The sequence below is a fragment of the bacterium genome (assembly GCA_008933615.1).
In the GTDB taxonomy this organism is placed as follows: Bacteria; CLD3; CLD3; order SB21; family SB21; genus SB21.
The window spans coordinates 1-3,972 of the sequence record WBUR01000079.1 but is presented as its reverse complement, the minus strand read 5'-3'; the positions used below and the strand labels follow the sequence as shown (position 1 = coordinate 3,972).

Sequence of the window (3,972 nt, the reverse complement as noted above, 5' to 3'; positions counted from 1 at the left end):
CCTACGTAAAAGTGTTGTCCTTTAAAACTTAAATTTGAGGTTTGTGTTTCCATGATAAGTTCTCCATTTTAAATTTAGAAGAAACTTATCAAAACACCGACTCATTAACATAATGTCTCAGACTGAACCTATCTTTTCCTTTTCTGAGTCAAACCGGATATGTACGAAATTAAATTAATTGCGTAAAAGCGCACAGCTAATCCTTGAGGCATCGAACAGGGAACGCATCTTTCTTGTTACGGCTGACCACGTGAACCTTCTGCCGGATCTTGCTCACGACGCAGAACCAAGCATCTTTGTCACCGTCTTCCGTCGATGACCAGAAGTATGCGCCCTTGCCGACATCGAGATAATTTCCGCTTTGATCGCGCGAACCGATTCCGGGTAAAGCATTGAATCCGGATCCACCTCCTTGTATCATTTGTGAGTACGCGATCGAATCGATACCGCCAAATGAACTGATCAATATTTCCCACTCTTCTTTACTCGGCACATGCCAACCTGCGGGCGCTGCCTTGACGGCGGCATCCCAAGTATACAATCGTCCGTGCTTTTCACAATTTAAGCTGTCGCCGTTATAACAGTAACTTCCTTCGCCGGCATCGAAATTTAAATTTTCCGCCATCCAAACCTGGTCACCGATCCGGATAGTCTTATAAACCTTGCCGTCGCGGGAATCGGTTAAATTACTGCCGCAAGACGTTGCGGCAGTAAGCACAACGGCCAACGCCAGCCACTGTGTAAATTGGATCATACGGAATTCGCGCTTGTTTTTCATTGTACTCACAATATACTCCTTTTTACGTTAATCGATTTTCACTTCCACATAGAATGTTTTATGCAGAATGCGGCTAATGTAAGAGAAGCAGAGAACAAAATCAAAAAATAATACAGAAGGGATCTAGAAAAAACGCGTTTCGTCCATGATGGTTGGCAGTACAATACAATAACAAAATTAATGAGCGCGGGCATTGTTGACAAGTGTAAAGGTCATGGTTCATAATGTTATTGTAAGCGGGGAGCTAAATTCTTCCGCCGCTAGAAAGTTCCATTCAAAGAGTTCGATCCATTGAACATTTGAATACAATACCGAGAAACAGAAAAAGAAAAGGAGTAACTACGGCATATCCAATCACTCCGATCATCCGAATTTGCATATCCGCAAGCGGAACGCCAATCAATCCGGCAAGGCTAAGAAGGCCACTTACGATCATTAGCGAACGAACCGCAATTTCCAATCGGCCGGATTTGAAGATTGGAGCGGCAAACAACATAGATAGCGCAAAAAACCAGTCCCACGCAAGTATATCCAAAGTATATGCAATTGAAGGCCATTTGAATGACAACAAAAAGGAAGTCCAAGGCATTGCGGCCATTTCAGCATGGCGGCTGACGGTCAGTATGACAAAATGAACGCTGGAGGTAATTACGGCTGCTATGGCCATCATGATCAGAGCCATCAAACTATACAACGAGGATTCTGGGGAAGAATAATAGTGGAGAGCCGCCATGACAAGTACCATTATCGGCATTATCAAGACAATCAACAGCTCCATCAAAGTGAAATACGGATCGGCTATCGGGTCGTTTGGCGACTTTAATGAAATCAATCCGAGAATTAAAGTAATACCGTACACCACGAGCAGAGCCGATGTGGCCCAAGATGCGGCCATTCCAGCTATGCGATGCCTCTTTCCGAATTTTTCTCCGGGCATTTTTACTTCCTTTGTCTATTTGCGGTGACCGAACAACATACGTGCAATACTATGGATCAGTTATTGAAAAGTAACTTAAATTAGTTTTTTAGCATTATGAAAATACTAGTTAATCTATTTTCCATAGAAAAAACAAACTGAACAATGAAACAACGCACATAATCAAAAACACAACGCTGTATCCATGTGACGCTGCTAAAATTCCTGCCGACCAAACTACCCATGCTTCGCAGCCATTTGTAGCCGCCATGAACGTGCTAAATTCGGTTGCGCCGAGTTTTGGATTAGTTACATCCATAAACAAAGCATAGGATGACGCGGTGAACATACCCGTAAAAAAATACATTCCCGCAAAAAGTGTCATCCACATAAAATCTGAAGCCTGAGGGTTAATGGATCCATTAACTGAAATAGCTGTTATCGGCAGTACAAAGCCGAAAAGAAAAATAGTAACTGATGTTTTCCTGCTCATCTTATCTGATAAAAATCCACCTGCCAGTCCTCCCAGCGTCATGGCAACAACCACCGGTACTCCAAAAAAAAATCCGATGGATTTCATATCCATATGCTGATCGGTTAAAAAAGCGCCGCTCATTCCTCCGGCAGCCTCAAAAGCAGCCGCAGCGGTCAGTGCAAAAGCAATGGTATACCACGTTTGCTTTTGCCGAAAAATTTCAATCAGATTTTTCTTAAAATCCGCTAACTGTGTTGTTACTACGACAACCGTTACAGGTTCATTTATAAAAAAGCGCAGCAGCATAATACTTAAAATGGAAGCAATCATAAACGCTACAGTTGTAGTCAAGCCAACTGTTGGAATAAAAATAAGCGCGGCTCCTCCAAAAATACTTCTGCCGGTAAGCAGGCCTGCCTGCATATACCCGTTAAGCATGCCTTTTTCCTGCTTTGCAACCGCATTGATTACCATCGCATCAACGGACACGTCTTGCGTAGCGGCGCTCAACGAATGCAAAAAAAGAAAAACTCCCCACCACATGACATTTTCCTCAAGTGGAATAAACAAAAGAGGCAGCAGCGTGAGGCACATGAGTAATTGCGACCAGGTTATAAAATGTGTAAATCCAAAACGTGGCGAGCGAAGAACATCAACCAAAGGGGCCCACAAAAATTTAAATACCCATGGAAGGGTGAGCATAGCAGTAAAAGCCGTTATAGTGTTTATTTCCACTCCATGCTGGCGCATAAGCGTTGGCATCGCCCACCAAATAAAACCAATAGGAGCGCCCTCAGCAAAGTAATATGCGAATGCGATAAAACTGCGCCCTGATTTATGCTGCAGAAGATTCATTTTGTATTTATTTGGAAAATTCTAATGTTGACGTTAACGATCAGATGCTCTCCGATCCAAGGTTTTTCAAAAAACAAAGTGAGCGGCAGATACTTTTTACATGGTAATTTACTTCTTTACCACCAAGAACTAAATCTATCAATGAGCGCCATGTGCGAACGCGCCAGCTGTAATCTAACTATCTAAGTACTCACGCTTCCGCGCTGGCGCGGAAGCGGACGTGTAAGCCGCTTGTTATCTGCGGTGCGCCTTAGTATTATCGTTACTAATGTATTCTCCCAATTTGTCAATAACCAGCTGTGCAATGTCTTTGTCCAACGAATAGGCGCTATTCGTGAATTCGGACAATACTGAATCACCAGGAAATGGGCCATTTGCCACAAGCACAGGAGTTAGGTTTGCTCGACCATCTCCGCCGTGAACTTTGTCGTGATAATAGCCAAGATCTGAATACCAAGTGAGAGCATGTTCATCGCCATACCGGTCATAACAAAGCTGGAATCCCCGAATGGTTTTGTCGGTGTTATACCAGATAATTAAATCAAAATAATCATCCTCAAACCATCTTCGGATTCCTTCACCTTTTTTCTGAGCAACTTTTTTGATTTCTCGGAACATAAATGTTTAATCTCTATGTCTCATGTGATCACTTATTGTATTTGGCGCATCGCAGATAACGCTCGGCGGCTACACGCAGTAGCTCGCACGCGAGAAAAATTATAGTTAATTAAGAACATACTCAAAACGTGAGCGAGCTACTGGCGAGCGACGCCCACAATCTCTCTATCGTCAAATCAAAAGGCGTCGCGAAGCGGCACGTGTAAGCCGCATGATATTATAAAAAAGTACCTCCCGATTCCGGTCAATCCGAATTATTTTCGGATAAGCATCTAATCAAACCTAAAACCAGGAGGTGTATCATGTTTTACTCAGGCATCGATTTACATA

At 43.0% G+C, this 3,972-nt stretch carries 4 protein-coding genes; all 4 read right to left on the bottom strand.

Annotated elements, in window-relative coordinates; all coding sequences use genetic code 11:
* Positions 1–196: 196 nt before the first annotated feature.
* Positions 197–787 carry a hypothetical protein gene (locus F9K33_16380; protein ID KAB2877461.1) on the bottom strand — a complete coding sequence of 197 codons (591 nt, stop codon included), beginning with the start codon at positions 785–787 and terminating at the stop codon, positions 197–199.
* Positions 788–1,052: 265 nt separating this feature from the next.
* A complete protein-coding gene (locus F9K33_16375; GenBank protein KAB2877460.1) occupies positions 1,053–1,715 on the bottom strand; it encodes a hypothetical protein in 663 nt (220 codons plus the stop codon).
* A 109-nt stretch (positions 1,716–1,824) separates the two neighbouring features.
* Entirely contained in the window at positions 1,825–3,024 is a 1,200-nt protein-coding gene (locus F9K33_16370; GenBank protein ID KAB2877459.1) for an MFS transporter, read from the bottom strand.
* A 234-nt stretch (positions 3,025–3,258) separates the two neighbouring features.
* Positions 3,259–3,642, bottom strand: a complete 384-nt coding sequence (locus F9K33_16365) for a hypothetical protein (protein KAB2877458.1) — start codon at positions 3,640–3,642, stop codon at positions 3,259–3,261.
* Positions 3,643–3,972: the final 330 nt, after the last annotated feature.

Coding starts and splice junctions, on each gene's coding strand:
- F9K33_16370 (KAB2877459.1), bottom strand. CDS start 3,024: ATGAATCTTCTGCAGCATAAATCAGGGCGCAGTTTTATCGCATTCGCA.
- F9K33_16365 (KAB2877458.1), bottom strand. CDS start 3,642: ATGTTCCGAGAAATCAAAAAAGTTGCTCAGAAAAAAGGTGAAGGAATC.
- F9K33_16375 (KAB2877460.1), bottom strand. CDS start 1,715: ATGCCCGGAGAAAAATTCGGAAAGAGGCATCGCATAGCTGGAATGGCC.